At 28.8% G+C, this 26240-nt stretch carries 36 protein-coding genes; 25 read left to right on the top strand and 11 right to left on the bottom strand.

The features are described 5' to 3' along the window. The first annotated feature begins 1 nt into the window (after position 1). The 6 genes from AC5SMR_RS06605 (at position 2) to AC5SMR_RS06580 (ending at position 4673) form a co-directional block, all read left to right on the top strand. Positions 2 to 700 carry a uroporphyrinogen-III synthase gene (locus AC5SMR_RS06605; RefSeq protein ID WP_494576810.1) on the top strand — a complete coding sequence of 233 codons (699 nt, stop codon included), beginning with the start codon at positions 2 to 4 and terminating at the stop codon, positions 698 to 700. Positions 701 to 702: 2 nt separating this feature from the next. After that, entirely contained in the window at positions 703 to 1788 is a 1086-nt protein-coding gene (locus tag AC5SMR_RS06600; protein WP_271616710.1) for a mechanosensitive ion channel family protein, read from the top strand. Then, positions 1785 to 2075: a YggT family protein gene (locus tag AC5SMR_RS06595; RefSeq protein ID WP_006997601.1), complete on the top strand. Its 291-nt coding sequence runs from the start codon at positions 1785 to 1787 to the stop codon at positions 2073 to 2075. Before AC5SMR_RS06600 ends, AC5SMR_RS06595 begins: the two co-directional genes overlap by 4 nt. Before the next feature lie 8 nt (positions 2076 to 2083). Continuing rightward, a complete protein-coding gene (locus AC5SMR_RS06590; RefSeq protein ID WP_271486119.1) occupies positions 2084 to 2929 on the top strand; it encodes a bifunctional 5,10-methylenetetrahydrofolate dehydrogenase/5,10-methenyltetrahydrofolate cyclohydrolase in 846 nt (281 codons plus the stop codon). An 87-nt stretch (positions 2930 to 3016) separates the two neighbouring features. Continuing rightward, positions 3017 to 3604 carry an FkbM family methyltransferase gene (locus tag AC5SMR_RS06585; RefSeq protein WP_494576807.1) on the top strand — a complete coding sequence of 196 codons (588 nt, stop codon included), beginning with the start codon at positions 3017 to 3019 and terminating at the stop codon, positions 3602 to 3604. Between the two features lie 16 nt (positions 3605 to 3620). Then, positions 3621 to 4673 (top strand): MBL fold metallo-hydrolase, encoded by a 1053-nt coding sequence (locus tag AC5SMR_RS06580; protein ID WP_494576805.1) that lies wholly within the window; start codon positions 3621 to 3623, stop codon positions 4671 to 4673. A gap of 2 nt (positions 4674 to 4675) precedes the next feature. Here the strand turns inward: AC5SMR_RS06580 and AC5SMR_RS06575 are convergent, their stop codons facing one another. Together AC5SMR_RS06575 and AC5SMR_RS06570 are read right to left on the bottom strand one after the other, a co-directional pair. Then, entirely contained in the window at positions 4676 to 5767 is a 1092-nt protein-coding gene (locus AC5SMR_RS06575) for a PQQ-dependent sugar dehydrogenase (RefSeq protein WP_494576803.1), read from the bottom strand. Continuing rightward, entirely contained in the window at positions 5742 to 6452 is a 711-nt protein-coding gene (locus AC5SMR_RS06570; protein WP_494576801.1) for an SDR family NAD(P)-dependent oxidoreductase, read from the bottom strand. The genes AC5SMR_RS06575 and AC5SMR_RS06570 overlap by 26 nt, the downstream gene beginning before the upstream one ends. A 27-nt stretch (positions 6453 to 6479) precedes the next feature. Here AC5SMR_RS06570 and AC5SMR_RS06565 point away from each other — a divergent pair, with 27 nt between their 5' ends. Genes AC5SMR_RS06565 through AC5SMR_RS06530 form a run of 8 tightly spaced genes read left to right on the top strand, consistent with a single transcriptional unit; the run spans position 6480 to position 11516 of the window. Further along, positions 6480 to 7970: a cryptochrome/photolyase family protein gene (locus tag AC5SMR_RS06565; RefSeq protein ID WP_494576799.1), complete on the top strand. Its 1491-nt coding sequence runs from the start codon at positions 6480 to 6482 to the stop codon at positions 7968 to 7970. Then, on the top strand, positions 7970 to 8092 hold the full coding sequence (locus AC5SMR_RS06560) for a DUF2256 domain-containing protein (protein ID WP_018413654.1): 123 nt from the start codon (positions 7970 to 7972) through the stop codon (positions 8090 to 8092). Before AC5SMR_RS06565 ends, AC5SMR_RS06560 begins: the two co-directional genes overlap by 1 nt. Continuing rightward, complete coding sequence (locus AC5SMR_RS06555) at positions 8089 to 8502, top strand: YqaA family protein (protein ID WP_494576797.1); 414 nt, start codon at positions 8089 to 8091, stop codon at positions 8500 to 8502. Before AC5SMR_RS06560 ends, AC5SMR_RS06555 begins: the two co-directional genes overlap by 4 nt. Before the next feature lie 41 nt (positions 8503 to 8543). Continuing rightward, the gene (locus AC5SMR_RS06550) at positions 8544 to 9152 is read left to right on the top strand and encodes a MarC family protein (RefSeq protein WP_494576795.1); all 609 of its coding nucleotides are present in this window, start codon (positions 8544 to 8546) and stop codon (positions 9150 to 9152) included. Between the two features lie 6 nt (positions 9153 to 9158). Further along, positions 9159 to 9866: an FkbM family methyltransferase gene (locus AC5SMR_RS06545; protein WP_494576793.1), complete on the top strand. Its 708-nt coding sequence runs from the start codon at positions 9159 to 9161 to the stop codon at positions 9864 to 9866. A gap of 39 nt (positions 9867 to 9905) precedes the next feature. Beyond that, entirely contained in the window at positions 9906 to 10625 is a 720-nt protein-coding gene (locus AC5SMR_RS06540; protein WP_494576791.1) for a type 1 glutamine amidotransferase, read from the top strand. Continuing rightward, entirely contained in the window at positions 10622 to 11293 is a 672-nt protein-coding gene (locus AC5SMR_RS06535; protein ID WP_494576789.1) for a GNAT family N-acetyltransferase, read from the top strand. The genes AC5SMR_RS06540 and AC5SMR_RS06535 overlap by 4 nt, the downstream gene beginning before the upstream one ends. A gap of 1 nt (position 11294) precedes the next feature. Beyond that, positions 11295 to 11516, top strand: a complete 222-nt coding sequence (locus AC5SMR_RS06530) for a hypothetical protein (RefSeq protein ID WP_494573077.1) — start codon at positions 11295 to 11297, stop codon at positions 11514 to 11516. Here the strand turns inward: AC5SMR_RS06530 and AC5SMR_RS06525 are convergent. Genes AC5SMR_RS06525 through AC5SMR_RS06495 form a run of 7 tightly spaced genes read right to left on the bottom strand, consistent with a single transcriptional unit; the run spans position 11513 to position 16905 of the window. Continuing rightward, complete coding sequence (locus tag AC5SMR_RS06525; RefSeq protein ID WP_494576787.1) at positions 11513 to 12655, bottom strand: FAD-binding domain-containing protein; 1143 nt, start codon at positions 12653 to 12655, stop codon at positions 11513 to 11515. The genes AC5SMR_RS06530 and AC5SMR_RS06525 overlap by 4 nt on opposite strands. Positions 12656 to 12661: 6 nt before the next feature. Next, complete coding sequence (locus AC5SMR_RS06520; protein WP_494576785.1) at positions 12662 to 13042, bottom strand: phosphate-starvation-inducible protein PsiE; 381 nt, start codon at positions 13040 to 13042, stop codon at positions 12662 to 12664. After that, positions 13042 to 13500 carry a membrane protein gene (locus AC5SMR_RS06515; RefSeq protein ID WP_011281609.1) on the bottom strand — a complete coding sequence of 153 codons (459 nt, stop codon included), beginning with the start codon at positions 13498 to 13500 and terminating at the stop codon, positions 13042 to 13044. Before AC5SMR_RS06515 ends, AC5SMR_RS06520 begins: the two co-directional genes overlap by 1 nt. A gap of 56 nt (positions 13501 to 13556) precedes the next feature. Further along, the gene (locus AC5SMR_RS06510; protein WP_494576783.1) at positions 13557 to 14174 is read right to left on the bottom strand and encodes a DsbA family oxidoreductase; all 618 of its coding nucleotides are present in this window, start codon (positions 14172 to 14174) and stop codon (positions 13557 to 13559) included. A gap of 4 nt (positions 14175 to 14178) precedes the next feature. Next, positions 14179 to 15366: an argininosuccinate synthase gene (locus AC5SMR_RS06505; RefSeq protein ID WP_494576781.1), complete on the bottom strand. Its 1188-nt coding sequence runs from the start codon at positions 15364 to 15366 to the stop codon at positions 14179 to 14181. Positions 15367 to 15370: 4 nt separating this feature from the next. Further along, the gene (locus AC5SMR_RS06500) at positions 15371 to 15877 is read right to left on the bottom strand and encodes an invasion associated locus B family protein (protein ID WP_271564332.1); all 507 of its coding nucleotides are present in this window, start codon (positions 15875 to 15877) and stop codon (positions 15371 to 15373) included. Then, positions 15868 to 16905: an aldo/keto reductase gene (locus AC5SMR_RS06495; RefSeq protein WP_271564555.1), complete on the bottom strand. Its 1038-nt coding sequence runs from the start codon at positions 16903 to 16905 to the stop codon at positions 15868 to 15870. The genes AC5SMR_RS06500 and AC5SMR_RS06495 overlap by 10 nt, the downstream gene beginning before the upstream one ends. Before the next feature lie 60 nt (positions 16906 to 16965). On the opposite strand from AC5SMR_RS06495, the gene AC5SMR_RS06490 reads away from it, so the two are divergent. Then, positions 16966 to 17727 (top strand): Bax inhibitor-1/YccA family protein, encoded by a 762-nt coding sequence (locus AC5SMR_RS06490; RefSeq protein WP_020168914.1) that lies wholly within the window; start codon positions 16966 to 16968, stop codon positions 17725 to 17727. 5 nt (positions 17728 to 17732) lie between these two features. Here AC5SMR_RS06490 and AC5SMR_RS06485 read toward each other — a convergent pair whose 3' ends face one another. Next, positions 17733 to 18077: a DUF2794 domain-containing protein gene (locus AC5SMR_RS06485; protein ID WP_494576779.1), complete on the bottom strand. Its 345-nt coding sequence runs from the start codon at positions 18075 to 18077 to the stop codon at positions 17733 to 17735. Then, the gene (locus tag AC5SMR_RS06480) at positions 18070 to 18621 is read right to left on the bottom strand and encodes a septation protein A (RefSeq protein WP_020168912.1); all 552 of its coding nucleotides are present in this window, start codon (positions 18619 to 18621) and stop codon (positions 18070 to 18072) included. Before AC5SMR_RS06480 ends, AC5SMR_RS06485 begins: the two co-directional genes overlap by 8 nt. A 78-nt stretch (positions 18622 to 18699) precedes the next feature. On the opposite strand from AC5SMR_RS06480, the gene hspQ reads away from it, so the two are divergent. From hspQ to AC5SMR_RS06430, 10 genes are all read left to right on the top strand, one after another. Then, positions 18700 to 19020: a heat shock protein HspQ gene (hspQ, locus tag AC5SMR_RS06475; RefSeq protein ID WP_006997624.1), complete on the top strand. Its 321-nt coding sequence runs from the start codon at positions 18700 to 18702 to the stop codon at positions 19018 to 19020. A gap of 181 nt (positions 19021 to 19201) precedes the next feature. Next, positions 19202 to 19912 carry a heme ABC transporter permease CcmC gene (ccmC, locus tag AC5SMR_RS06470; RefSeq protein WP_020168911.1) on the top strand — a complete coding sequence of 237 codons (711 nt, stop codon included), beginning with the start codon at positions 19202 to 19204 and terminating at the stop codon, positions 19910 to 19912. Beyond that, entirely contained in the window at positions 19909 to 20136 is a 228-nt protein-coding gene (locus AC5SMR_RS06465) for a heme exporter protein CcmD (RefSeq protein ID WP_011281601.1), read from the top strand. Before ccmC ends, AC5SMR_RS06465 begins: the two co-directional genes overlap by 4 nt. A gap of 10 nt (positions 20137 to 20146) precedes the next feature. Further along, on the top strand, positions 20147 to 20566 hold the full coding sequence (gene ccmE, locus AC5SMR_RS06460; RefSeq protein WP_494576776.1) for a cytochrome c maturation protein CcmE: 420 nt from the start codon (positions 20147 to 20149) through the stop codon (positions 20564 to 20566). 1 nt (position 20567) lies between these two features. Continuing rightward, entirely contained in the window at positions 20568 to 22445 is a 1878-nt protein-coding gene (locus AC5SMR_RS06455; protein WP_494576774.1) for a heme lyase CcmF/NrfE family subunit, read from the top strand. Continuing rightward, the gene (locus tag AC5SMR_RS06450) at positions 22442 to 22963 is read left to right on the top strand and encodes a DsbE family thiol:disulfide interchange protein (protein WP_494576772.1); all 522 of its coding nucleotides are present in this window, start codon (positions 22442 to 22444) and stop codon (positions 22961 to 22963) included. The genes AC5SMR_RS06455 and AC5SMR_RS06450 overlap by 4 nt, the downstream gene beginning before the upstream one ends. After that, complete coding sequence (locus tag AC5SMR_RS06445) at positions 22960 to 23334, top strand: cytochrome c-type biogenesis protein (RefSeq protein WP_494576770.1); 375 nt, start codon at positions 22960 to 22962, stop codon at positions 23332 to 23334. The genes AC5SMR_RS06450 and AC5SMR_RS06445 overlap by 4 nt, the downstream gene beginning before the upstream one ends. Next, a complete protein-coding gene (locus AC5SMR_RS06440; protein ID WP_494576768.1) occupies positions 23324 to 23839 on the top strand; it encodes an acyloxyacyl hydrolase in 516 nt (171 codons plus the stop codon). The genes AC5SMR_RS06445 and AC5SMR_RS06440 overlap by 11 nt, the downstream gene beginning before the upstream one ends. Before the next feature lie 8 nt (positions 23840 to 23847). After that, on the top strand, positions 23848 to 24999 hold the full coding sequence (locus tag AC5SMR_RS06435) for an alpha-hydroxy acid oxidase (RefSeq protein ID WP_494576766.1): 1152 nt from the start codon (positions 23848 to 23850) through the stop codon (positions 24997 to 24999). A gap of 73 nt (positions 25000 to 25072) precedes the next feature. Beyond that, positions 25073 to 26236: a pyridoxal phosphate-dependent aminotransferase gene (locus AC5SMR_RS06430; protein WP_271486044.1), complete on the top strand. Its 1164-nt coding sequence runs from the start codon at positions 25073 to 25075 to the stop codon at positions 26234 to 26236. Positions 26237 to 26240 lie beyond the last annotated feature (4 nt).

The following is a 26240-nucleotide window of genomic DNA, read 5'->3' as shown; positions in this document are numbered from 1 at the left end:
TATGCATATTTTATTTACAAGACCTCTAGAAGATTGTCATGAAATGATATTAAAATTTCAATCATTGGGTCATGAAATATCTCATTTACCTTTAATTAATATTGAAGGTTTAAAATACGAAGCACCAAACTATTCGGAGTTTAAAGCAATTATTTTTACCAGTGCTAATGCTGTTAAATTTTTGGATATAAAGAACATTGATAAAAAATTAAAATGTTTTTGTGTTGGAAGTGCTACTGAAAAAAAAGCTAGAAGTGTTGGTTTTCAAAATGTTTTTGCAGCCGAAGGAAATGTTAATAATCTTAAGGAATTAATCTTGCAAAATTTTAAACCTTCTGAAGGAAAGCTAATTTATATAAGTGGAGAGATAATCTCTAGCGATTTGGACAAAGAGCTTGTTTCGAGTGGGTATACGATAGAACGATTAATTAATTACAGAGCTAACCCAATTGAAAAATACGATGAAAGCTTTATCGAAAAATTAAAATTAAAGATGCCTGAAATTACTTACATTTATTCGCAAAATAGTGCGATTAATTTTTTAAAAGTAATTAAAAATTATAAGCTAGAAACCCTATGGATGAATACTAATTTAATGTGTATTGGAGAAAAAACCTCTTCAATTCTTAATGAAATAAAGTGGAAAAAAATTTTTCTTTTTAACCCTGGAGAAGAGGAATTTTTGCTATATAAAATTTAGCTATGGAAATTTTTAACAATTTTAGTGACTTATTTTTTTCAGTTTGGTCAAAGGGAATTCACGGTATTGATATTTTTCAAATATTAATTGGAATTGGGATTTTTTTTATTTTTTTAATTTTTAGAGGAATTATCAGTAAAGTAATTATTAAAAGATTAGAAAGTATCTCTAAAAGAACAACCAATAAACTAGATGACACTTTCGTCCATGCAATGGTTGGGCCAGCAAGATTTCTTCCCATTGTTCTAGGTTTTTTTATTGCAAGTTATTACATGTCTTTTGGAGAAGATGGCAAAGTAGCTATTGATACAATTAATAGAACTTTAATAACTATTTTTATTTTTTGGGTGATACATCAAATTGTTGAACCCATCTCTTATATTTTAAGTGGTTTAGATAAAATGTTAACTAGAGAGTTAATTGGCTGGATTATTAAATCATTAAAAATTTTGATTTTCATTCTAGGTTTAGCGGCTGTTCTTGAACTTTGGGGAATAAAAATTGGACCAATTATTGCTGGACTGGGTTTATTTGGTGTTGCAGTTGCTTTAGGTGCACAAGACTTATTTAAAAATTTAATATCAGGAATTTTAGTTTTAGTTGAAAAAAGATTTAAAATTGGAGATTGGATTTTAGTTGAAGGAACAATTGAAGGTATTGTTGAAAAAATTGGATTTAGATCAACAGTGATTAGAAAATTTGATAAATCTTTAGCAATAATTCCAAACTTTCAATTTGCTGAAAACTCAGTAGTTAATATTAGTGAAACAACCAATTGGAGAATAAGATGGTCCATTACTCTTCAATACGATACCACTGTTGCACAGTTAAAAAAAGTAAGAGAAGAAATAGAAAACTATATTAATAAAAGCGAGGACTTCAGCCAAAGTGTTGGTGTTGCGGTAAGAATTGAAAAGTTTTCTGATAGCTCAATAGATTTATTAGTTAGATGTTTTACGGCCAGCAACAGTTGGAGCGACTCTCTTTTAGTTAAAGAAAGATTAGCGATTGCAATTAAAGAAATAGTAGAAGGAAACAAAGCTTCATTTGCATTCCCAAGTCAGTCAATTTATATCGAGAAAAAATGATAGCAATTTTTTATTTGGTTCTTCAAATATTAAAGCTCTATTCTTATGTGGTAATTGCAAATGTAGTTATCAGCTGGCTGGTTGCATTTAATGTTTTAAATACTCAAAATAGATTTGTTTATTCTATTTTAGAGGTGACTTATCGATTAACAAATCCTGCACTTAATAAAATAAGAAGTTTTTTACCTAATTTAGGATCAATAGATATTTCACCAGTTATATTACTTTTATTGATTTGGTTTATAGAAATGTGTATGAAGTTGTACATTGCGCCAATGATTTTTTAAGGGAACACATGATTTTAATAGATGGAAAAAAAATAGCAGCTGAACTTAGAGAAGAATTAAGACAAGAGGTCGTAGAGCTAAAAGCTAAACACAACAAAATTCCAGGACTTACAGTTATTTTAATTGGAGAAATGGCCCCTAGTCAAATTTATGTTCGTATGAAAGAGAAAGCTGCGAATGAAGTAGGGTTAAAATCTGAAGTAATTAGATACCCTGAAGCTGTGGAAGAAAAAACAGTATTAGATAAAATTGAAGAATTAAATAAAGATGAAAGTATTTCGGGAATTTTAGTTCAACTACCTTTACCAAAACATATTGATAAGCAAAAAGTGATTGAAACTATTTTACCAGGAAAAGATGTTGATGGGTTTCACCCAATGAATGTTGGAAATCTTTCTTCAGGCTATGAAAGTTCAGTTCCTTGTACTCCTTTAGGATGTTATTTAATGATCAAAAAAATTGAACCAAATTTGAGTGGAAAAAAAGCTGTTATGATTGGTAGATCAAATTTAAACGGTAAACCAATGGCGCAATTACTTTTAAAAGAAAATTGCACGGTAACAATTACTCATTCAAAGACTAAAGATTTAAAAGCAGAATGCTTGGAGGCAGATATTATCGTTGCTGCTGTTGGTATTCCAGAACTTGTGAAAGCTGATTGGGTTAAAAAAGATGCAATTGTAATAGATGTTGGGATCAATAAAACTGAAAATGGTATTGTTGGTGATGTTGCTTTTGAAGAAGTTTCAAAAGTTGCAAGAGCTTTAACACCTGTTCCAGGTGGAGTAGGACCAATGACTATTGCCTGTTTATTAAAAAATACTATTGAGTGCTTTAAAAGATCACAAAAATAGGTGTTAAAAAAAATATTCAAAAAACTTCATATACTTCATAGTATTTATATTAAGCATAAATTTTTTATCAAAAAAAAATCTTATTCAATGAATAATGAAGACACCGCTATTTTAAACTATTTTAAAGACAGAAAAAATGGTTTTTATGTAGATGTTGGCTGCTATCACCCTATACATAGAAATAATACTCACCTATTACATATGCAGAATTGGAGTGGAGTTAATATAGATACAAGTAAATTTTCTATTGACCTTTTTAACTTTATGAGACCAAGAGATCTTAACTATAATTGTGCAATCTCAGATAAAAATAAAAATATAAAACTATTTTATCAAAAAGAACTTAGTCAGTTAAGCACAATAGAAAAGAGTCAGGCAGAAAGTGTGTTCCAAGGCGAGGTTAAAGAAAAAGAAATAGAAGCTTTTACATTGGATGAAATACTGAGCAGAGAAAAATATAAAGATTCTAAAATTGATCTTTTAGATATTGATGTAGAGGGGGCTGACCTAAAAGTTCTAAGGGGACTATCTTTTGATAAGTTTAAACCAGAATTAGTGTGTGTTGAAATTCACGCAAAAGAAATAGAAAAAAGTGATATCTATAATTTTTTAATTGATAAAAACTATAAATTATTATGGTCAGGAGTTTTTAGTCATATTTTTAAAAGATTGTAAAATTAAGAAAAGATAGATGAAAAAATTTTTAACTTTTCTAATTATAATTACAATTTATAACTCACCAATAATTACTATGGAAAAAAAACCTTATCATCATTTACCAGATGGAACTTTTAGAAATCCAGAAGGATCACCTGTTAGAACTAGTCAAGCGAAGTTTTCATATACACAATTCATTAAATTGAAAAAAAAAATAGATATGACTGTTCCAAAAGAACACGTTGTTGATAAAGAAAAAGTTTTATCTGATTTAGAAAAGTATAAAAATGAAGATTATATTGCTTGGATTGGTCATGCTACTTACTTAATTAAACTTGGAGATACAACAATTATAACTGACCCAGTGTTTTCAAAAAATGCGGGACCTTTAATTTTTGGCCCAGATAGATTTACTGAGCCTGCCTTAAATTTAAATGAAATTCCAAAGACAGATTTATTATTATTAACACATAATCATTATGATCATCAAGATATGGGCACCATTAGAAAATATCCGTTTAAGAATACAAAAGTTTTGATACCACTAAATCTTGGAAAATACTTTACAAAAAATAAATTTAAAGATGTAAATGAAATGGATTGGTATGAGGAAATTCAGGTTAATGATGATCTGAAAGTAACATTACTCCCAGCTGTCCATTGGTCGAAGAGAAGCCTTACAGATATGAACAAAACACTCTGGGGCAATTTCTTAATTGAATATAAGGGTAAAAAAATCTTATTTGCTTGCGATACTGGCTATGGAAATATTTACAAAGAATTAGGTGAAAAATATGGTCCAATTGATTTAACAATGATTAATATTGGAGCTTATGACTTTAAGCCTATGTTTGATAAATCGATTTATCACACAACACCAGAAGAAGCTTTAAATGTAGCAAAAGATTTAAGAAGTAAAAAGGTTATGGGAACACACTGGGGAACTTTTGTTTTATCACTGGAACCTATTATGGAACCACCAGTAAGATTTAAAGCTAGTGCAGAAAAATATGGTTTTAAAAAAGAGGATGCTATTATCTTTAAAATTGGAGAGATAAACTCTTTAAAAAATATATTATCAAATTAAGATTATTTTTTTTCCATTAACCATAAAGCATTTTCACTTAAAAAAAATATTTTACCATTAGATGGATGAACTTGAATATCTCTTATTCTTCCAACATTATCTTTAAATATAACATCTTCTTTCACATTAGTTGGATCATTAAATATTAGTTTTCTTAAAGATCTATCTTTTAAAGAAGTAACTAGTGCATGCCCATTCCACTCTTTAAACTCATTTCCTCTGTAAATTGTAATAGCACTTGTAGCTATGGAAGGTACCCAATATTGAATTGCTTTAGTAAAACCTGGTTTCCATTTTGGGCCAATAGGAATTCCAGAATAATTTTTTCCACCCCAACCTAAAATTTTCCATCCATAATTTTCTCCTTTTTTAGCCTCTCCAAACCAATCACCACCTCTTGCTCCATGATTACTTAAATATATTTTTCCATCATAATCAGAGAGTGTTAAACCTTGTGGATTACGAACACCTATTTGATAAATTTCAGGCAACCAATCTGGTTTACCAGTAAACTTTGGGTTATCTTTGGGAATACGACCATCAGTATGAATTCTAATAATACTACCAGGATGTTTTGTGGGATCTTGAGCAATCATACCTTGGCCTCTTTCACCAGCTGATGCATAAATATAACTATCTTTAATCGCTAATCTTGAACCAAAATGATAACCAGAATCTATAGGAGGGTTTGCTTGAAAAATATTTTTAAAATTTAATTCTTGTTTGTTTAATTGTGCTTTTGCAATTGATGTGCTTGTTTTTAAATTTCCCCTATCTTCTGAATAAGAAATCCATAGAGTATTATCTTGGTGAATAATATCTAATAACCCACCCTGGCCGACTTCTAAAAAATTGAGATTATGTTTAATCTCTGTAACTTCTTTTGAAATAACATTAACAATTTTAATTTTTCCAATTTTTTCAGTAATAATGATTTCATCATTGTTAATAAAGGATGATCCCCAAGGTTCATTTAACTCTATAATTTTAGTGAATGTATAATTATTGGAATAGCTTTTTGAAGCAAATAAAAGAAAAAAAATTACTAATAAAAAATATTTTTTCACTTTAAGAAAGTTTTGATCTACCACCATCAACAGCTATTATCTGTCCAGTAATCCAAGAACTATCTTCAGTAATCAAAAATTTTGCAAGTGCTGCAGAATCTTTTCCTTCACCCAATCTTTTAAGAGGATGAGCTTTAGCAATTCCTTCTGCAATTGCAGAATTTTTTAACATTGGTTCTGCAATTTTAGATTTTGATAAACTGGGTGCAATACAATTCACTCTAATATGTGGAGCAAACTCAGCAGCTAGTGTAACAGTTAATCCTTCAACAGCTGCTTTAGCAGAAGCAATAATTGTGTGATTAGTAAAACCTCTTTGAGCAGCAACAGTTGAAAATAAAACAACTGAGCCTTTGTTCTTTTTTAAACTTTCTTGAAATCCTTTTATCACTTCAATGGCTGAATAAAGGTTTAATTTCATGCATTTATTCATATCTGCTTCTGTAACCATTCTTAATGGTTTTAAATCAATAGAGCCCACACAGTAAGCGATACCCTTGATATCATTAATATCTGATTTTACTTTTTCTATAAACCCATCTTCTAAGACATCAGCAACTGTATAAGAACAACCTAATTTTTCTGCAATTGCTTTAACTTCACTTTCATTTCTTGCAACTAGATGAATATCATTACCTGAATTTTTTAATTGCTCAGCTAAGCTAGAGCCTACAGAACCTGTCGCACCAAAAATAAGATATTTTTCTGACATATAATTTTTATTTAGTTATATTTAACTATGAAATTGTTTTTTATACTTGGCAATCAATTATTTCCATTAAAATACGTAGACCGCTTCAAAAAGGACCACTCTTTTTACATGGCAGAAGACTATGAATTATGTACTTATGAAAAGCATCATAAGCAAAAGATACTGCTATTTCTCTCTTCTATGAGGTCTTATGCAGATAAGCTTAGAGCAAATAAATACAAACTTGAATATTCTAAAATTGAGGACAAAGGTTTTAAAGATACTTATTTTAAAAAATTAAAAATTATCATTAATCAAAAAAAAATTACTGAAATTTCAAGTTTTGAGGTTGAGGATAAATTTTTTGAAAAGAAAATTTATCAATTTTTAAAAAAAGAAAAAATAAACTGGAATATTATTAAAACTCCAATGTTTTTAAACTCAAGAGATGAGTTTAAAAATTATTTAGTAAAATCAAAAAAACCTTTTATGGCAACATTTTACAAAGAAGTTCGTAAAAAATCTGGAATATTAATGGGAGCAGATGGAAATCCTATTGGGGGTAAATGGAGTTTTGATGAAGATAACAGAAATAAATTACCAAAAGATATATCAATACCAAAATTTCCAAAAATTTACGAAACTAATCATACTAAAAAATTAAAACCAATTATTGAAAAATTATTTAAAGATCATCCTGGTAGCACAAATGATTTTTGGTTAGCAACAGAATACAATGATGTGGTCAAACTTTTAGATTTTTTTATTAAAGAAAAATCAAATTTATTTGGCGATTATGAAGATGCTGTTAATCAAAAAGACAATATTTTATTTCATAGCGCATTAAGCCCGTACATTAATTTAGGATTGATAACCCCTGAAATTATCATTCAAAAAATTTTAGAATTTCATAAAAAACACAAAATTAGAATGAACTCACTTGAAGGTTATATTCGTCAAATAATAGGCTGGAGAGAGTTCATGCGTGGAATTTATCAAGGTTACTCTGATGAAATGGAAACAAAAAATTTTTTCAACCATGAGAGAAAAATGAAAAAGTCTTGGTATGAAGGCACAACAGGTTTGCCTCCATTGGATCATGCAATTAAAAATGCCCTTAATCATGGCTGGTCTCACCATATTGAAAGATTGATGATTTTATCAAATATAATGAACCTTTGTGAGGTGAAACCAACAATTGTTTATAAGTGGTTTATGGAAATGTTTGTCGATTCTTCTGATTGGGTGATGGTTCCTAATGTTTATGGAATGGGCTTATTTAGTGATGGAGGTATTTTTGCAACGAAACCATACATTTGTGGATCAAGTTATTTTATGAAAATGATGGATTTTAAAAAAGGGGAATGGTGTAATACGATGGATGGTCTTTATTGGAGGTTTATAGATAAAAATAGAAAATTTTTTTTAAAGAACCCTAGATTGTCTATGATGGTTTATGTTTTTGATAAAATGAAAGATGAAAGAAAGAAAATGATTTTATCTGAAGCTGATAAATTTATTAAACAAAATACTATTTAATGAAAAAAGAAAATCTACCTTCAAAAGTTTGTCCCGTTTGTAAAAGACCTTTTGTTTGGCGTAAGAAATGGAAGCTTAATTGGGATAAGGTAAAGTATTGCTCCAAAAAGTGCTCTAAGTGATTTACCTATCTTTATTTGCTATATCTTTTTTAGCTGCAACCATTTTACCATTTTCATCTGAACTCACATTGGCAGGATTAATTGCAACATCAAATTTTGATAATTTATTATTGTTAATTGTTGCTAGTTTTGGGAATATTTTGGGATCAGTTGTTAACTGGGTCTTGGGATTTTATTCAAGAAATCTTAGTACAAAAAAGTGGTTTCCGTTTAAAGACAAACAAATAGAAAGCTCTTCAAAATGGTTTAATAAATTTGGTAAATGGTCATTATTATTTGCTTGGGTTCCAATAATAGGTGATCCACTGACTTTAGTTGCAGGTTTATTAAGAGTTAGATTTTTAGATTTTATTATTTTAGTGGCAATTGGAAAAGTAAGTAGGTACGTCTTAATTTATTATTTGTTTTAATATTTACTGAATTTATCCAGGTAACTATGCTAGAAAAGTGAATGCTTGAAATATTTATTCAAACTTTCTTTTTATATTTTATTGTTATTGATCCACTAGGAAATACACCTTTATTCTTAGCAGTAACTCAAAATATGAGCAGCCAACAAAGAGTTAAAACTGCATTGAGCGCAACAATAATTGCATCAATCATATTGCTATTCTTTGCATTTCTTGGAAGCACTTTATTAAATTATTTGAATATATCTTTTCCAGCATTTACAATTGGTGGAGGCATCATTTTATTAATAATTTCCATGGAAATGTTGTTTGATAAAAGACAACAACGAAAAGAAGATGACATTGATTTTAATTCTGAAAATGTAAGTGTATTTCCCTTAGCAACACCCATTATAGCAGGACCAGCTGCAATCACATCTGTTATTGTTTCTGTTTCAGATATGGGAAGTAATTTTACAAACCAATCTGTTGGAATGATTGCTTTAGCTTCAGTTTTGCTTTTAACTTTTATATTTTTTTTTACTGCTTCAAAATTTTCTCAGATAATAAACAAAAAAGTTATTAGTGTAATTTCAAGAGTAATAGCAATTATTCTAGTTGGATTAAGTGTTCAGTATATTTTAGATGGAATAAAAAACTTTATAGGGTGAAGTAATATGAGTAGAATTTCTGAAAAAAATATTTTCTATAAACTATATTTATATTATAATCTATATATTCGACATAAAGCTTTAAAAAAAAAAAGTACATACTCACAAAACCAAGAAGATTTATTTATTAATGATTATTTTAAAGAAAAAGATAAGGGCTTTTATATTGACATAGGATGTTATCATCCAATTAAGTACAGCAATACAGCATTACTTTATAATAAGGGCTGGCATGGTATCAATATTGATATGAATCAAACATCTATAGATTTATTTAATATACTGAGGAAAAGAGACAAAAATATATGTGCTGCTATTTCAAATACTAGCGGAGAAACTACTCAGTATTTTGATCATCTCTTTAGCCCCATTAATACTTTAGATAAAAAATTTTCTGTTATTGCATCTAAAAAATTTTCAATTAGGAAGCAAAAAGAAAAAAAAATTTATACATATAAATTTAACCAAATTATTCAGAAATATAATATCAAAATAAAGCAAATTGATTTTATTAATATTGATGTTGAGGCGCATGATTTAGAAGTTTTAGAAGGTATAGATCTATCATTATTTAATGCAAAAATTTTATGTGTAGAAATGACCAATAATCAAAATAATATAAAAGAAAAAAAACTTAGGGATTATTTAAATAAATATAACTATGATTTAATAAAAACGGATGGACTCAATGGATTTTTTGAGCTCAGAGATTAATTTAGTTTTTTAAACATTTTAAAATAACAAATAAGAATAATGAAAATAATTATCTTACAACATATAAAGATTGAAGACCCAGGCTATATCAAAGATTTAATGTTAGCTGATGGTTTTAACTTAACCACCATAGAACTGGATGAAGGTGAAAAAATTCCAAGTGATCTAAGAAAATTTGATGGAATGTTTTGTATGGGTGGTCCAATGGATACTTTTATGGAACAAGAATATCCATGGCTAATTGAAGAAAAAAAAGCAATTAAAGAATTTGTTGTTAATTTAAAAAAACCTTATTTAGGTTTTTGTCTTGGGTGTCAATTATTAGGCGAGGTAGTAGGTGGTAAGGTAGTTAGATCAAATCCAGCAGAAATTGGAATAATGGATATAAATTTTACTAAAGAAAAAAAGGAAGATATTTTATTTTCAAAATTTCCAGATCAAATTAAAAGTTTGCAGTGGCATTCATATGAAGTGCAAGGAATAGATAATAACAAAGATGTTACTTTGTTAGCATCATCTCCAGTAACCAAGTATCAAATTTTTAAATACCAAAATCACGCATATGCAATTCAATTTCATATAGAGATTAAAGATACAACAGTTAATGAATGGGGGTGTGTGCCTGAATATAAAAAAGCTCTTGAAAGTCAATTAGGTGAGGGAGCTTTAGATAAATTTGATCAAGCTGCAAAAAATAATATGTCTGATATGAATAATTATTCCAAGATTCTTTATAAGAGTTTTAAAAAAATATTATGAATAAATTAAAACTAGGCCCTAAGGTAAAATTTAAAAAAGCAAAGTTACCATTAAAGAAAAAATTAGTTGGCAATTATACAATTCTTGAACCTTTAAATGTTAGCAAACATTCAAAAGACATATATTCAGAATATTTAAAAGATAAAAAAAATATAATTTGGACATACTTGCCTTATGGGCCATTTAAAACTTATTTAAATTTTAGAAATTGGATGAAATCATTTTGTTTAAACAAGAATCCTTTTTTTTATTCAATTTATTCCAAAAAACACAAAAAATATTGTGGAATGGCAAGCTATCTAAGAATTGAACCAGATCATGGATCAATTGAAGTTGGGCACATTAATTATTCTCCACTTCTTCAAAATTCAGTTGAAGGAACTGAAACGATGTATTTGATGATGAAAAATGCCTTCGAAGTTTTGGGTAACAGAAGATATGAGTGGAAATGTAATAATTTAAATTCATCCTCAAAAAAAGCAGCTCTAAGATTGGGTTTTAAATTTGAAGGTGTGTTTAGACAGATGTTTATTTTTAAGGGTAGAAGCAGAGATTCGGCCTGGTTCTCTATTTTGGATAAAGAATGGCCTAAAAATAAAAAAAGATTTTTGAATTATTTAAAAAAAATAAATTTTGATAAAAATTTTAAACAAATAAAAAAATTATAAAATGAATAATAAATTTTTTGAATGGACAGGGGTTTTTACAGCAATTCTTTATTCTATGTTTGTAGCCTTAAACATTGGAATAGAGTTTTTAGGATTTTGTTTGTTACTATTATCTGCCATTTTAATTGGTATCTGGGCATATAGAGGAGGTCACAAGGGAATACTTGTGTTGCAATTTTTTTATGCAACAGCAGGTATAATTGGAATGATACGTTGGTTTTAATTAAAATTACCAATAATTTTTGGAATATAATTTTTAAAATTAAAAAAACCCTTATTACAATATTGCCAAGAAAACTGATCCAACTTTCTATATAAAAATTTTATATTTTTTAATTGATTATTTTGAATAAAATTTAAATTTTCACCAACAGTTGGATAAAGCGCATAAACTTCTTCAGTAATATTTTTTAAATCATTAATGTTAATAGTTTCACAATTTATTGATTTTTCTTTCAATCTTTTTTTTTGATCCTCTAAAAGATTTGCTTTAAATTTCAACACCTTTTCACTTAATTTGATAGTTCTATCTGTATTATTTGAGATTAACAAAATTTTTTTAAACTTATGTTCTTTAAAATCAGAAAATTCAAATGTCATATTATTTTCAAATATTAATAAAGTTTTATCTTCCAAAATCTCAGAATTTTTAAAGCTTTTGTTAATAACAGAATATATCTTATCATTGGATATAGGTTTGGCATTTTCATTAAGTTTTATGTTTTCAAATCTATTATTTGTAAATTTATTTATATTCCATTCACTTGCGAGGTAATGCTTGCCTTGAGTTTGAACTCCGGCTACCCATCTCCAACCAAGGGTATTTGATGCAGCATCTCCATCATATAGATGTTGCATAAAAAACTCAGCCCCCAACTGCCATGGTAATTCTAGTGTAAAAATCCAAATGCTAGCAAACCACATTCTTGTGTGGTTATGAAGATAATTGTTTTCTTTAAGTTCACTTACCCATTGATTAAAACAATCTACATTTGTTTTTCCTTCAGTTGCATCCAAATAGCTTTGATTGTTTTTAAATTCTTTTTTAATTTTATCTAATTCTATTAAGTAATCTGACCAAACATCAGGTCTTAGTTCTAGCCAACCTTTCCAATAAACACGCCAAAGAACTTCCTGAATAAATTTTTCATTATTTGCAAATGAAAACTTTTTAAGAGATTTATTAATTACTTCTAATTCATTAATTATTCCGTGAGTTATATAGGGGGATAAACAAGAAACATTAGATCTATTACTAGGCCCAAAATCAAAATTTCTTAGTTTTGAATAATCTGAAAGATTTTGTTCGACAAAAGTATTTAATTTATCAACGGCTTTAGCCCTTGAAGCTTCAAAAATCATTTTAAACTATTTAGATTTTCTTTTCTTTAGACCCAATTTATCACTGTGTCTTAATCTTAAAATAACTATTGCAGATGCAATTAGAACTATAGCTATAGCTTCATAGACTAATGCTGATGGATCCATTTCTTTTCCTTGTAATATAATAAATCGTGCGAGAGCAGTGATGGCAATTAAAAGAGGTAAAGTTATACTGATTGATTGCTGACTCCAAAAAACACGAACCATTGCTAAGACTTCTAAATAAAGAAACATTAAAAGTAAATCTGCTAGCATTACAGATTGATTTAGAAACATATTATTAATTTCCATACCAACAGCAATTACAGTGCTCACTAAAATAATGCACATTAGAGCTAGTTGTAAATTTTTTGCTATTTTATCCATTACTTATCTTTACTAAATGGTAGCCATTTTTCAAACACTGATTTTACTGGTCCATCATATGGAATTGAATAAGAGCTAGGGTTTGGACTTGTTAAAATTTCTATTCCCTTAGAAAATACAAAGATGAATACAATTACAAAAACAATAACCATAATCTTAAATGGATCAAAGTTTTTAGTTTTGAATACACTGCTAGATTGCGCCTCTGCTTTATGAAAATGTTTGAATGTCATATAAACTGCAAATATCAATCCAATATGAGCAACGTATAAACCGGCCCAACCAAATGCAAAAGTTGTATAAGAAAATATGTATAAACTAAAAACAGTTGTCCAAACGAAACTCAGAACTAATAAAATTTGTAATCTAACAGATCTTGGTAAAGATCTTAGATCATTTTTGCTATCATCAAATAAAATGTTAGCGGCATCTTTCATCCAATTTTTTAGTGCTTCCATATAGCTAGAATAGATATTTATATGTTAAAGGCAAAGGATAAAGTGTCCTTTAATTTTTAGCTTAAATTGGACTTTATTACACTTTCTAAATTTGCAGAGCTTTGGGCGCCTGAAATAAAATCTGTTCCTATTTCAAAGAAGGGTACTCCATTAATTTCTTTCTCTCTTGCGACTGAAATATATGAATTAATTTCTTCAATATTTTTTAAATTAAAAAAATTATTGATTGTATCTCCATTAATATTAAATTCTTTGCCAATATTAATTAAGATTTCTTTATCTCCAATATCAAGACCTTCAATAAAGTATGATTGATATATTTTTTCTTTAATTTCGTTTTGCACATTAGATTGTTCGGCTAATTTTATTAATAAGTGAGAAAATACTGTATTGGGTGTTTTCTTTATCTTATCTAGATTAAAATTAAGATTTTCTTTATTCGCCTCTTCTATCATTCGATCATACATTGGTTGAGCAAACTCTTTTCCACCAAACTTTATTTCTAAGTACTTGTTTCTTTCAATTCCTTCTTTAGGCATGTCAGTATTTAGTTGAAATGGAACATGCTCTATCTCAAACTTAGTTTCAGGAAAATTTTTTAATGCTTTATTTAATCTTGTTTGACCAATAAAACACCACCCACAAATTGTGTCAGCAAATACTTTTATTTTCATTAATTTATGAACGAAGCTTTTGTTTATGAAAGTTAATAAATCTTTCTACATTTGATTTATTAAAGGTTTTATTTTCTTCAAAAGAAACTTTTTTCATTGAGTAAGCATTACTTTTTGTCTGTCTAGACATTATGGTGATATTACCTTTGTATAATTTAAGCTTAACAGACCCATTAACTTTATTCTTTTTAAGATCGACAATTTTTTGAAGTTTAAATCTTGCTTTTGAGTACCAGTAACCATTGTAAATAAGTTCAGCATATTTAGGCATAATTTCATCTTTTTTATGCATAGTTTCTTTGTCCAAAGTAACAGACTCAATTGCTCTGTGCGCTGACATTAAAAGTGTTCCACCAGGTGTTTCATAAACACCCCTAGATTTAATTCCAATAAATCTGTTTTCAACTAGATCAACTCTACCTATTCCATTTTTACCAGCAACATCGTTAAGTTTTTCTAATAAATTTCCAGGTGATAATTTTTTACCATTAACATTTATAGGATCTCCATTTTTAAAGCCTATAGTTACAAATGAAGCTTTGTTAGGTGCTTTTTCAGGTGACACTGTTCTTTGAAAAAGAAACTCAGGAGCTGAATTTTTTGGGTTTTCTAAAACCTTACCTTCAGTTGATGTGTGGTATAAATTATCATCAATAGAGAAAGGAGGAGCACCTTTTTTATCTGTTGGAATTGGAATATTATTTTTTTTTGCGTATTTAATTAAATCTGTTCTAGAGTTTAATTTCCATATTCTCCATGGTGCAATAATTTTTACTTTTGGACCAAAGTAATGATATCCTAATTCAAATCTCACTTGATCATTTCCTTTGCCAGTTGAACCATGAGAAACTGCATAAGCTCCAAATTTTTTAGCAGCAGCAATTTGACGTTTTGCAATTAAAGGTCTTGCAATTGAAGTACCCAATAAATAAACACCCTCATAAATTGCGTGTCCTCTAATCATTGGAAAGACATAGTCTTTTACAAATGTATCTTTTAAATCTTCAATAATGATATTTTTAACACCTAGTCTTTTGGCATTTTTTATAATTTTTTTTCTATCAATTTCTTGCCCAACATCTGCAGTATAACAAATAACTTCTGCATCATAATTTTCTTGAAGCCATTTTAAAATAATAGAAGTGTCTAGTCCGCCAGAATATGCGAGTACAATTTTCTTTTTAGATTTCATTTAATTAACTGCAGCTAGTTTTTGCAGCATTATAGGCTTTAGTAAATCCTAACAATGAATAATGGTCTATAGTTTGAGAGCCTTTTTGATTATGACCAGTGATCATAATTCTTGATCCTCTCTTCATGGTCTTAATCATTTTGTTTTCAAGTTTGTTATCAGCAATCCAAGCAAATCCCTCTTGAGCAATATCAAATTTGTATTTAGATTTACCTGAAGTAGCTATAATAGAATTTTTGTTGTTAAATTCATAGCCACCAGTAATGCTTATTTCATTACTCACTTTTTCACTTGGTCTAAATGAAACAAACATCCTTGCTTCTCTAGGGTTAGATTTTGGAGCTTGTAATACCGGAACTGATTGAGCAAAACAAACTTTACCTGCTTGTTCAGTGATAACCATTGTTTCCCAGTCTTTAAATTTACCAATTTTTTTTACTTCTTGTGAATTTGCACTAAGAGAAAACACACTTACAATAATTAGGATTATGAAATTTTTAATTATGGACATGGATTAGGGTAAATTGTTTGTACTTCATTTATTTCTTTAATTACTTCATCAGTTAAATCTATATTTACACTTTCCACGTTGGTTTTCAACTGCTCCATTGTAGTTGCCCCAATAATAACACTTGTCATAAAAGACTGTATTTCACAAAACTTTAAAGACATTTGAGTTAAATCAAGGTTATGTTTTTTAGCTATTTCAAAGTATGCATCTACTGCTTTACCAGTATTAGGTTTTGCGTACCGAGTCCAAAAACTACCATCACGTTCAATTCTTGAATTTTTTGGCATTTGATTATTCCTATATTTTCCAGATAAATATCCACTTGCTAAAGGAGAGTAGGCCAATAAACCAATTTCATCTCTTACCGAAATTTCAGCAAGACCAACTTCATAAGTTCTGTTTAATAAGTTATAAGGATTTTGAATTGACATCATTCTTGGAAGACCTTTTTCTTTTGATAACTCTAAAAACTTAGAGACACCCCAAGGTGTTTCGTTAGATAAACCCACTTCTCTAATTTTACCAGCATCAACAAATTTTTGTAAGTTGCCTAAAACATCTTCAAATTTATTCCATTCTCCATTATCTTTATGTTCATAACCCAACCTTCCAAACATATTGGTATTTCTTTCTGGCCAGTGTAGTTGATAGAGGTCGATATAATCTGTTTGTAGTCTTTTTAGACTATCATTTACAGCTTGAGTCATTTTCTCTATTCCATAATTATTTCCACCACCTCTTAAATAGGCTCTCATAGGTCCAGCAACTTTAGTTGCTAAAATAACTTTGTCTCTTTTATTAGATTTTTTAAACCAATTACCAATTATGATTTCTGTATGACCGTAAGTTTCTTCTCTTGGAGGAACAGCATAAAGCTCTGCAGTATCCCAAAAATTTACACCTTGATCTAAGGCATAATCCATCTGTTCAAAACCCTCATTTTCAGAGTTTTGCTCACCCCAAGTCATTGTACCGAGACAAATAGTGCTTACTTTTAAATCTGTATTTCCTAATTTTTTATAATTCACAATAATTTAACCTTATTAAGACATCTTGAAATAATAGTAAAAGGCTATTATATATGTGACATGGAATTCAATAAGCAAAACATATTAAATAAAGTAAAAGAAGCTCAGCAATCAACTGTAGTAATGGATGAGGGCTTAAGAGCCTACATGCTAAAAGTCTATAACTACATGGCTTCTGGTATTTTGTTAACAGGACTTATATCTTTAATATTTTTCAAACTATCTGTAGTAACAGATGCCAATGGATCAATTACAGCATTAACAAGCTTAGGAAATACTATATTTCTTTCAGGTTTTAAATGGGTGGTTATGCTTGCTCCACTTGGAGTAGTTTTTTACATGAGTGCTAGAATTAATAAAATGACAGCTTCGGCTGCTCAAACTACTTTTTGGGTTTTTGCCTCTTTAATGGGGTTATCATTATCTTCAATATTCCTAGTTTATACTGGAGCGAGTATCACTAGAGTATTCTTTATTACCTCTATTACTTTTGGTGCAATGAGTTTGTATGGTTACACAACTAAAAGAGATCTTACAAAATTAGGATCATTTTTAATGATGGGCTTAATTGGTATTATCGTAGCATCAGTAGTTAATATGTTTTTAAAATCTTCGATGATGGACTTTGTAATTTCAATTCTAGGTGTTTTAATTTTTGTAGGTCTTACTGCTTATGACACTCAAAAGATTAAAAATATGTACGTATCAAGTGATACGGGTGAGTTGATGGGTAAAAAAGCTGTAATGGGTGCTTTAACTCTTTACCTAGACTTTATAAATTTGTTTATAATGTTGTTAAGATTATTTGGTCAAAGACGATAGTCTTTTTATTTCTTAAGGTTTTTCCAATTAGTATTTTTAAGTAAAACTTCTAGATCAAAAGAATTTTTTAAAACTTTCCCATTAGAGTCTGTAATTAAATACTTTAGATTTTTATTATTGGGTTTAAAGTTTTTACAAATTTTATACAAGGCATTCTCTGCTGCATTTTTAAAGACACTAAAACTAACCTGCCTGTTAGAAATGTTTAGACCATAGTCTTTCCATGATCCTTCAGAGACCATTTTTGCATATAGATCTAAAATGATTTTAAGTTCATTTTTTTCAAAAAATTGTCTTTCTTCTATTTGTTTGTGAGGATTATTTACAACTAGCTTTAAGTTTCTATTCATCAAGCTTGTATTTATTAATCAATGATATTTGAAATGCTGTAAAGACAAGAGTTATTGGTAACATTCCCCATACCTTAAAATTTACCCAAAACTCTTCTGTTTGCGTTCTCCAGACACATTCATTAAGGATTGCAAGGAAGAAGAAAAAATACATCCATCTTTTGTTTAATAATTCCCAACCCATATCAGTTAGAGCAATTGATTTACCCATAATCTTTTTAAGGACAGGTTCTTTTGTAAAATATTTTCCAAAATATAAAGCAAGGGCAAATAAAATATTAATGATCGTTGGCTTTACATAAATAAAAACTGGATCATTAAAATAAATTGTTAGACCCCCAAAAAATGTAATTAAGATACCACTTATTAATGGCATCATAGGTATTTTTTTTTCAAAAAACCAAACAACTGCTAGTGCAATTAATGTTGCAACTATAAGTGGAGGAATCGCAACTGCTAGATTCTTATCATTATTATAATAATAATAAAAAAAAATGGCCAAAGGCCCAAAGTCTGTTGCAAATTTAAGAAAAGATTTATTCACTTGACAGATATTAACATAATAAAAAAAATATAAATGTTTTTTATTGATTTTTATTTTTAAACCCCCATATTAATAGCAATGGCAATTCAAAAAGCAAAATTTTCAATAGGAGACATTGTAAAACATAAACACTTTGAGTTCAGAGGTGTAATTTATGATGTTGATTTCGAATTTAATAATTCTGAAGAATGGTATCAATCTATTCCAAAGAATGTTCGTCCTAGAAAAGATCAGCCTTTTTATCATTTGTTAGCCGAAAATGATGAAATTACATATGAAGCATACGTTTCAGAACAAAATCTATTAATGGACGATTCTGAAGATCCAATTAAACATCCTTTAATTGAAGAGATTTTTTCTGGCAAAAGAGGCTCTAGCTACTTTAAGCCCTCTAATTAATTCTTTTTTCAAACACAATTAATTCAAATCTTCGACATATATAGTTGCTATCTATACTTATGTTCTGATCAAGAGTGTTAAATAACGTTTTTATCATTATTGACTCCCTCTGCATTCTTGATCAGGATGACCTTCCATAAAAAAAATTAAATTATCTTTTTTTAATATATATAATTTAAAAATGTTTAAATATTTTGAACCTAATAAAATTTTTGCAATAACCTCTAAAGCACCAAAGTACGTTCTATTTTTATTTATTATTGTCCTAACAATTGGTTTAACAGAAGCGCTTATACTTTCACCTGAAGATTATAAACAAAGTGATGCAGTAAGAATTATGTATGTTCATGTGCCAGCTGCATGGATATCACTTGGAATATTTACAAGTTTAGCTTTTTTGTCTGTTGGAAGTTTTGTTTTTAAAAATAAAAATTTTGCATTAATTGCTAAAAGTTTAGCACCTTCTGGATTCATTTTTAATATTATAGCATTAGTTACAGGATCAATTTGGGGAAAACCAACTTGGGGTACTTGGTGGGCTTGGGATGCAAGAATAACTTCTATGTTAATTTTAGCTTTGTTTTATGGAATGTATTTATTGGCTTGGAGAATTTATGAGGACAAAGAACAAGTAATAAAGGTTACGTCTTTAATTGCAATTTTAGGAGTGGTAAATGTTCCCATCATTAAATTTTCTGTAGACTGGTGGAACACGTTACATCAACCAGCTTCAATTAATATTTTATCAACCAACACAGCAATTCATCCATCAATGTTAGTCCCATTGGGCATTATGACTGCGGCATTTGCCCTTTTTTCATTACTCATTTTTTTGATGAAATATAATACCGAACTGATAAAAGTTAAAAATAAAGGATTAGATAGATTATGATAAATGAAATAATTTCAATGAATGGATACGGAGCTTACGTTTGGTCAGCTTTTTCCTTTACATTGATTAGTTTTACAGCCCTGTACTTTGTAACTAAATTACAACTTTCAAAAGAGCAAAAAAGATTTGCTTCTAAATTTGGTTCTCTAAATGTTGAGAAAGCTAGAGCTGCAAGATCACAAAATATTAATAGAGAAATATTATCCAATACATCAAATATTTAACTAATAAACCATGTATGGTAAAAAGGTTAAATTACGATTTGTATTCTTAGCTTTAATCTTAGCTTCAGTAATTTTAACAGTTTTTTTAGTTTTACAATCATTAAAAGAAAACGTTGTATATTTTCAGTCTCCATCTGAAATAAAATCTTTAATAGAATTAAATAAAAAGAAAATAAGAGTGGGTGGGATGGTTAAAGAACAATCGATTTTTATAGATTCTGATAAAGTTAATTTTGTTATTACTGACTTTCAAAATGAAATTAATGTTGTCTATACAGGGGCAGTCCCCAATTTATTTGCCGAAGGAAAAGGAGTAGTTGCTGAAGGTTTTTTAAAAGATAAGAATTATTTTACAGCTACTAAAATTTTAGCAAAACATGATGAAAATTATATGCCCCCAGAAGTTAAAGAAGCTTTAGGAGATAAATAAATTGCTAGCTAATCAGATAGGTTATTATTCTTTAATTTTAGGGTTGTTACTTTCGGTATTGCTTTGTGGAGTTTCGATTAAAGACTTTAATAAAACTAATAAGCAAATTAACCAAAATATATTATCTCTATCATTTCTACAGTTAGTTTTTGTAATTGTGAGTTTTTTGAGTTTGATTATATCTTTTATAAATTCAGACTTTAGTAATGAGACAGTTTTTAATAATTCTCACACAACTAAACCATTATTCTATAAAATCTCAGGAACTTGGGGAAACCATGAAGGAAGTTTATTGTTATGGTTGTTAGTATTAACTTTGTTTATTTTTTTGTTTTTAATTAAATCAAGAGAGCAGCCTAAAAAATATAGAATTTTAACTTTATTATTTCAGCAAATAATAATTATTGGGTTTTTCTTATTTGTATTAATGACATCTAATCCTTTTAATTATTTATTTCCAATTCCCAATGAAGGTCTTGGTCTTAACCCAATTTTACAAGATCCAGCTTTGGCAATTCATCCCCCAATTTTATATTTAGGGTATGTTGGTACCTCTATAATATTTTCATCATCTCTTGCTGCAGTTACGCAAAATTATGTCACCAAAGAATGGGGGCAGCATATTAAAAAATGGGTTTTAGTTTCTTGGATTTTTCTAACTATTGGAATTATGCTTGGATCAATTTGGGCATATTACGAACTAGGATGGGGAGGTTTTTGGTTTTGGGACCCAGTTGAAAACGTTTCTTTAATGCCATGGCTAACACTTACTGCATTGTTGCATTGCATTGTAGTGTTAGAAAGAAGAGCATCACTAACATCTTGGGTGGTTATACTATCTATTACAACATTCACCCTAAGTATGTGTGGAACTTTTTTAGTAAGATCTGGAATATTAAATTCTGTACATACCTTTGCTAATGACCCTGCAAGAGGTATTTTTATATTAATATTTTTATTTGCACTAATTGTCTTATCGTTAGGAATATTTTTTATATTTCACAAAGAAAATAATAAAAGTTCAAATAATTTTTTTTGGCTAAGCAGAGAAACTTCTATTTTAATAAACAATTGGTTTATGATGTATTTTTTAGCTGTTGTTTTAATAGGTACGGTATATCCAATTTTTCTAGATGTAATATCTAGTGAAAAAATATCAGTAGGGCCTCCTTTTTATCAAAAATTAATTGTTCCTTTTTTAATACCATTTCTATTATTTATGTCTCTTGGACCCAGACTTAAATGGATTAAATCAAAAATTGAAAATAAGAACTCACTTATTATCACATTTATAATTTCGGTAATGTTAACCTTTTTTATTATAAAAAATTTAACTGCTGACTTACTTTTTTATACAGTTTTAATTTCAGCTGCTTTTTTTCTTTTCTTTACAACTTTAAAAGAATTATTTATTAAAAAATTTAATAATATTTCTCAAACGGTTTCACACTTTGGTTTTAGTTTATTAATATTAAGCATTCTATTTAATAGTATTTTATCCTCAGAAATTATAACCAACATAAAAATTGGTGAAAGATATGATTATAATAAAGGTGAAATTTTTTTTAAAAAGGTAGAAGAAAGAAAAGAAACTAATTTTAACTCCATCATTGCCTCTTTTGAAATAAAAGACAAAAATGGCAAAACTATAGAATTAAAACCTGAGATTAGAATTTACAATCAGCCTATAATTATTACTAGTGAAGCAGATATAAGAACAACACTATTAGAGGATAAGTTTTTAGTAATGAACCTTGTAAAGGGTAATGAATATTTTAATATTAGATATCAAATAAAACCATTTATGGTTTGGATATGGGTATCAGTTTTATTGTTAAGTCTTGGTGGATTAATGAGTTTATTTAAAAGAGAGATATGAAAAATAAGTTTAGCTTATTTGTTGTAGTTATTTTTTTAAGCTTTTGTTTTATTATTTTTTATAAAGGATTAAATACTCCAAATAACTACACACCCAAGGTTAATGAGAAAAAAAATATCCCAACCTTTAAAGCAAAAGACTTTTATTCAAACAATTATATAAATTCAGAGAAAATTTTTGAAGAGAACATCTTTTATATTGTAAATATTTGGGCTTCCTGGTGTGTACCTTGTAGAACAGAACATCCCTTATTAATGCAACTAAGTAAAAACCAATCAATTAAACTAATTGGATTAAATTATAGAGACAATTTTAATAATGCAAAAAAATTTATTAATGACTTTGGCAATCCATATTCAAGAATTTTAATTGATAAAGATGGAACTCTAGGAGTTGAATTTGGAGCTTATGGAGTTCCAGAAACTTTTTTAATAGATAAAAATAAACATATAATTAAAAAATTTGTTGGTCCAATCAATCAAGAAATTGTTAATGAAATTAAATTAATTATTAAATGAAAGTATTAAAAATATTTATAATCCTATTTGTAGTTGCAAACTTTTCAGAGTTAAAATCAACTGAAACAAATGATATTTTAAAAAATAAAATTTTAAAGAATATTCGTTGTTTAATTTGTCAAGGTCAGTCAGTGTATGATTCTGAATCTGAGTTTGCTTCTAGTATTAAATTAATTGTTGATAGAAAAATTAACGAAGGATTAAAAGAAAAACAAATATACCAATTTTTAAGAGAAAAGTACGGTGATTGGGTGATTTTTGATCCTCAACTAAACAAAAACACTTATATTTTATGGTTATTACCATTATTGTTATTTTTCTTTGGTGGTGCGATACTGTATAAAAAAATTCAAAAAAAAAATGAAAAATAACTTTTACATTAAAATTTTATCCGCAGTAATTTTAACACTATTTTCTTTGACTGTTAGTGCTGAGGAAAATGTTAGTGAGCATCAATATAATTTTTATACTGGAAATTTTGATTTCAGTGATGATAAACAAAAAGCTATACTTTTTGGATTTCAACATCAAAATGAAAATTTAGAAAGAAATACTTTCCTTGGAAATGCATCTCCTATTACGGGAGGATTTATAACTGAAAACTCAGCTGCTTATGTGTATACAGGTGTTGAGTGGAACTACGCAATGGGAGACAAAATTAAATTTACTCCAAGTTTTGCCCCAGGATTTTACCATGAAGGTGATGGTAAAGACTTAGGTCATGCTTTAGAGTTTAAAACTGAGGTGCAATTGTCTTATGCAATTTCAGAAAGTACAAATTTAGGAATGTCATATAATCATATATCAAATGCCAGTTTAGGAGATAAAAATCCTGGTGCCAATAGTTATATGTTTAATTTTCTTAAGAATTTTTAATTTTAGTTATGAACTTAAAGTATTGTCATAATTTTAATGACTTTCGAAAATTAGCAAAAAAAAGATTACCTTCTCCAATTTTTCACTACATTGATGGTGGTGCAGATGATGAAAAAACCTTAAAAAGAAATACAGATTCTTTTGATGATTGTGATTTAATTCCAAATATTCTTGCTAGTGTTGGTAAACCAGATCTTTCAACAACTGTTTTTGGAAAAAAAATTGATATGCCAATTTTTATTTCACCAACTGCAATGCAAAGACTCTACCATCATGAAGGTGACAAAGCCTCAGCAAGAGCTGCTGAAAAATTTGGGACCTTTTATAGTATGTCTTCAATGGCTAACAATACTATTGAAGAGATTGCTGATATTTCAAATGGACCAAAGTTATTTCAATTATATGTTCACAAAGATCAATCAATTACTGACGATCTAATAGACAGATGCAAAGTGTCTGGTTTTAATGGCATGTGTTTGACAGTTGATACGTTAGTTGCTGGAAACAGAGAAAGAGATCACAGAACTGGTTTTACTACTCCTCCAAAATTGACACTTCAAAGCTTAATGAGTTTTGCCATGCGACCTAAATGGGTATTTAATTATTTTACTCATAAAAAATTTGAATTATCCAATGTTAAAAATAAAACAGATAAAGGAACCAATATTTCAAAATCAGTTATCGAATATATAAATGAACAATATGATCCAGCTATGAATTGGAAGGATGCTGAATATTGTGTAAAAAGATGGAATGGCCCATTTGCACTTAAAGGTGTGATGTCAGTTGAAGATGCAAAAAGAGCAATAGATATAGGCTGTACGGCTATTATGATTTCAAATCATGGGGGCAGACAATTAGATGGCTCAAGATCACCCTTTGATCAAGTTAATGCAATTAGAGAAGCTGTAGGTGATAAATTAGAAATTATTTTAGATGGCGGAATAAGACGTGGAACTCATGTTTTAAAAGCTTTAGCAGCTGGTGCAACAGCATGCAGCTTTGGAAAAATGTTTTTATTTGCTTTAAGTGCTGGGGGTCAACCAGGTGTTGAACGTCTATTGCAAAACATGCATGATGAAATCAATAGAAATATGATATTAATGGGCTGTAAGACTTTGAAAGAATTAGACGCATCAAAATTAATTTATAGAAAATAGTTTTTACTTATCAAAATTATATATAAAAAAAATAAATTAAATTATAAAATATTAACACTAGAATATAATTATTATGAAATTAGCAAAAAATTTACAAAGACTAGGAACAGAATCTGCATTTAGTGTTTTAGCTGAAGCAAAAAAATTAGAAGCACAAGGCAAACCAATGATTCACTTAGGTTTAGGTCAGCCTGATTTTAAGACACCTCAACATGTAGTAGATGCTGCAAAAAAAGCATTAGACGAGGGTCATCATGGATATGTTTTATCAAACGGAATTTTAGAGTGCAGACAAGCTGTCACTAGAAAAATTAAAAAACTTTATAATAAGGATATTGACCCTGAAAGAGTATTGATAATGCCAGGTGGGAAGCCAACAATGTATTATGCGATACAATGTTTTGGTGAACCAGGTGCAGAAATTATACATCCAACACCAGCATTCCCAATATATGAATCAATGATTAATTATACAGGTTCAACTGCAGTTCCTTATGACTTAACAGAAGATAAAGATTTAAAATTTGATCCAGAAAAGATTCTATCTTTAATTACAGATAAAACTAGATTGCTAATATTAATTAACCCGAATAATCCAACGGGAAGTTTTGTTGAAAAATCTGCAATAGATGTTTTAGCAGAAGGGTTAAAAAAACATCCTCATGTAGCAATCCTTAGCGATGAAATTTATAGTAGACAAATTTATGATGGAAAAGAAATGCCAACATTTTTTAATTACCCCGATCTGCAAGATAGATTAATCGTTTTAGATGGTTGGAGCAAAGCTTACGCTATGACAGGTTGGAGAATGGGATGGAGTGTGTGGCCAGAAGAATTAATACCACATGTAAACAAACTAATTATTAATAGTGTTTCATGTGTTAATGCTCCCTCACAATTTGCAGGAATTGCAGCTTTAGATGGACCAGATGATGCAATCCATGAAATGATGGTAAAATTTGATCAAAGAAGGAAATTGATTCACGAGGGTTTAAACAGTTTACCAGGTGTGGAATGCAGCTTACCAGGAGGAGCCTTTTATGCATTTCCTAAAGTTATTGGAACAGGAATGAATGGTTCAGAATTTGCAAAAAAATGCATGCATGAAGCAGGGGTAGCAATAGTTCCAGGAACAGCTTTTGGTAAAACTTGCCAAGATTACGTAAGATTTAGCTATGCAGCTTCACAAGACAACATATCTAACGCATTGGAAAATATCAAAAAAATGCTAGGCTAAGACT

This window comes from Candidatus Pelagibacter sp. PS_28 (genome assembly GCF_059417885.1).
This window is presented reverse-complemented; position numbering and strand designations above follow the sequence as displayed.

What these genes read in the sequence shown, in the direction of transcription:
- AC5SMR_RS06590 (WP_271486119.1), top strand. Translation starts at nt 2,084, where the DNA reads ATGATTTTAATAGATGGAAAAAAAATAGCAGCTGAACTTAGAGAAGAA.
- AC5SMR_RS06535 (WP_494576789.1), top strand. Translation starts at nt 10,622, where the DNA reads ATGAATAAATTAAAACTAGGCCCTAAGGTAAAATTTAAAAAAGCAAAG.
- AC5SMR_RS06560 (WP_018413654.1), top strand. Translation starts at nt 7,970, where the DNA reads ATGAAAAAAGAAAATCTACCTTCAAAAGTTTGTCCCGTTTGTAAAAGA.
- AC5SMR_RS06435 (WP_494576766.1), top strand. Translation starts at nt 23,848, where the DNA reads ATGAACTTAAAGTATTGTCATAATTTTAATGACTTTCGAAAATTAGCA.
- AC5SMR_RS06490 (WP_020168914.1), top strand. Translation starts at nt 16,966, where the DNA reads ATGGAATTCAATAAGCAAAACATATTAAATAAAGTAAAAGAAGCTCAG.
- AC5SMR_RS06520 (WP_494576785.1), bottom strand. Translation starts at nt 13,042, where the DNA reads ATGGATAAAATAGCAAAAAATTTACAACTAGCTCTAATGTGCATTATT.
- AC5SMR_RS06465 (WP_011281601.1), top strand. Translation starts at nt 19,909, where the DNA reads ATGATAAATGAAATAATTTCAATGAATGGATACGGAGCTTACGTTTGG.
- AC5SMR_RS06500 (WP_271564332.1), bottom strand. Translation starts at nt 15,877, where the DNA reads ATGTCCATAATTAAAAATTTCATAATCCTAATTATTGTAAGTGTGTTT.
- AC5SMR_RS06525 (WP_494576787.1), bottom strand. Translation starts at nt 12,655, where the DNA reads ATGATTTTTGAAGCTTCAAGGGCTAAAGCCGTTGATAAATTAAATACT.
- AC5SMR_RS06600 (WP_271616710.1), top strand. Translation starts at nt 703, where the DNA reads ATGGAAATTTTTAACAATTTTAGTGACTTATTTTTTTCAGTTTGGTCA.
- AC5SMR_RS06575 (WP_494576803.1), bottom strand. Translation starts at nt 5,767, where the DNA reads ATGGTGGTAGATCAAAACTTTCTTAAAGTGAAAAAATATTTTTTATTA.
- AC5SMR_RS06485 (WP_494576779.1), bottom strand. Translation starts at nt 18,077, where the DNA reads ATGAATAGAAACTTAAAGCTAGTTGTAAATAATCCTCACAAACAAATA.
- AC5SMR_RS06440 (WP_494576768.1), top strand. Translation starts at nt 23,324, where the DNA reads ATGAAAAATAACTTTTACATTAAAATTTTATCCGCAGTAATTTTAACA.
- AC5SMR_RS06450 (WP_494576772.1), top strand. Translation starts at nt 22,442, where the DNA reads ATGAAAAATAAGTTTAGCTTATTTGTTGTAGTTATTTTTTTAAGCTTT.
- AC5SMR_RS06585 (WP_494576807.1), top strand. Translation starts at nt 3,017, where the DNA reads ATGAATAATGAAGACACCGCTATTTTAAACTATTTTAAAGACAGAAAA.
- AC5SMR_RS06570 (WP_494576801.1), bottom strand. Translation starts at nt 6,452, where the DNA reads ATGTCAGAAAAATATCTTATTTTTGGTGCGACAGGTTCTGTAGGCTCT.
- AC5SMR_RS06605 (WP_494576810.1), top strand. Translation starts at nt 2, where the DNA reads ATGCATATTTTATTTACAAGACCTCTAGAAGATTGTCATGAAATGATA.
- hspQ (WP_006997624.1), top strand. Translation starts at nt 18,700, where the DNA reads ATGGCAATTCAAAAAGCAAAATTTTCAATAGGAGACATTGTAAAACAT.
- AC5SMR_RS06565 (WP_494576799.1), top strand. Translation starts at nt 6,480, where the DNA reads ATGAAATTGTTTTTTATACTTGGCAATCAATTATTTCCATTAAAATAC.
- AC5SMR_RS06545 (WP_494576793.1), top strand. Translation starts at nt 9,159, where the DNA reads ATGAGTAGAATTTCTGAAAAAAATATTTTCTATAAACTATATTTATAT.
- AC5SMR_RS06580 (WP_494576805.1), top strand. Translation starts at nt 3,621, where the DNA reads ATGAAAAAATTTTTAACTTTTCTAATTATAATTACAATTTATAACTCA.
- AC5SMR_RS06515 (WP_011281609.1), bottom strand. Translation starts at nt 13,500, where the DNA reads ATGGAAGCACTAAAAAATTGGATGAAAGATGCCGCTAACATTTTATTT.
- AC5SMR_RS06530 (WP_494573077.1), top strand. Translation starts at nt 11,295, where the DNA reads ATGAATAATAAATTTTTTGAATGGACAGGGGTTTTTACAGCAATTCTT.
- AC5SMR_RS06510 (WP_494576783.1), bottom strand. Translation starts at nt 14,174, where the DNA reads ATGAAAATAAAAGTATTTGCTGACACAATTTGTGGGTGGTGTTTTATT.
- AC5SMR_RS06595 (WP_006997601.1), top strand. Translation starts at nt 1,785, where the DNA reads ATGATAGCAATTTTTTATTTGGTTCTTCAAATATTAAAGCTCTATTCT.
- AC5SMR_RS06505 (WP_494576781.1), bottom strand. Translation starts at nt 15,366, where the DNA reads ATGAAATCTAAAAAGAAAATTGTACTCGCATATTCTGGCGGACTAGAC.
- AC5SMR_RS06550 (WP_494576795.1), top strand. Translation starts at nt 8,544, where the DNA reads ATGCTTGAAATATTTATTCAAACTTTCTTTTTATATTTTATTGTTATT.
- AC5SMR_RS06430 (WP_271486044.1), top strand. Translation starts at nt 25,073, where the DNA reads ATGAAATTAGCAAAAAATTTACAAAGACTAGGAACAGAATCTGCATTT.
- AC5SMR_RS06540 (WP_494576791.1), top strand. Translation starts at nt 9,906, where the DNA reads ATGAAAATAATTATCTTACAACATATAAAGATTGAAGACCCAGGCTAT.
- ccmE (WP_494576776.1), top strand. Translation starts at nt 20,147, where the DNA reads ATGTATGGTAAAAAGGTTAAATTACGATTTGTATTCTTAGCTTTAATC.
- AC5SMR_RS06445 (WP_494576770.1), top strand. Translation starts at nt 22,960, where the DNA reads ATGAAAGTATTAAAAATATTTATAATCCTATTTGTAGTTGCAAACTTT.
- ccmC (WP_020168911.1), top strand. Translation starts at nt 19,202, where the DNA reads ATGTTTAAATATTTTGAACCTAATAAAATTTTTGCAATAACCTCTAAA.